Origin of the sequence: Stenotrophomonas chelatiphaga, assembly GCF_001431535.1 — a bacterium.
GTDB lineage: Bacteria > Pseudomonadota > Gammaproteobacteria > Xanthomonadales > Xanthomonadaceae > Stenotrophomonas > Stenotrophomonas chelatiphaga.
Window position 1 is genome coordinate 1 of record NZ_LDJK01000117.1, and the last position, 737, is coordinate 737.

The following is a 737-nucleotide window of genomic DNA, read 5'->3' on the forward strand; positions in this document are numbered from 1 at the left end:
CGGCACCTGCACGCCAGCCACGCCGGCATCCACCAGGATGTGCGGGGTCAGCTGGTTGTCATTGATCCATTCCACCAAGGCGCGCAACAGGTACGGGCGGTGGCTGGTCATCCGGAAGAATTCGTCAGTCATGCGTGAAGTGTACGCGCCCGCCCCCCCTGCGTGGCAGGGGAGCGGGCGAAGTGTTGGGCAAACAGTCGGAAAGTGCAGGTCAACCCGGCAGGTCGCGCAGCTTCTTTTCCTGCTCGGTCAGGCTGCGGATGAAGCCGGGATGGCGGAAGATCCGGTTGCCGTAATCCTCGATCGCCTTGCCGTCCTTCGGCAGCGGCACATCCAGCGCCTGCAGGCGCCAGATGATCGGCGCGACCGCACAGTCGGCCAGGGTCATTTCAGGATTCAGGAAGAACTTGCTGGCCTTGAACAGCGGCACCGCGCTGGTCAGCAGTTCCTTCAGGCGCTTGCGGCCGGCTTCGGCCTGGGTCTTGTTGCCCAGCTGGATGGCCTGCACCTGCGGCACCCAGTCATGTTCGATGCGCAGCATCGCAAGGCGGATGCGCGCACGCGACAGCGGATCGACCGGCATCAACGGCGGATGCGGGTAGCGCTCATCAAGGTATTCGCTGACCACCGACGCCGCGTACAGCACCAGTTCGCGCTCCACCAGGGTGGGCACGGAATGGTAGGGATTGAGGTCGATCAGGTCTTCCGGCGGATTCTGCGGATCCACCGGCACAAAA

Annotated in this window: 2 protein-coding genes; both read right to left on the bottom strand. The window is 64.0% G+C overall.

What is annotated here, in order from left to right; translation table 11 throughout:
* On the bottom strand, positions 1-132 hold a 132-nt coding region (locus ABB28_RS17305), incomplete at its 3' end, for a ClpXP protease specificity-enhancing factor SspB (protein ID WP_245625372.1).
* A gap of 79 nt (positions 133-211) precedes the next feature.
* Positions 212-737: glutathione binding-like protein (locus tag ABB28_RS17310; protein ID WP_057687598.1), on the bottom strand; the 526-nt coding region annotated here is incomplete at its 5' end.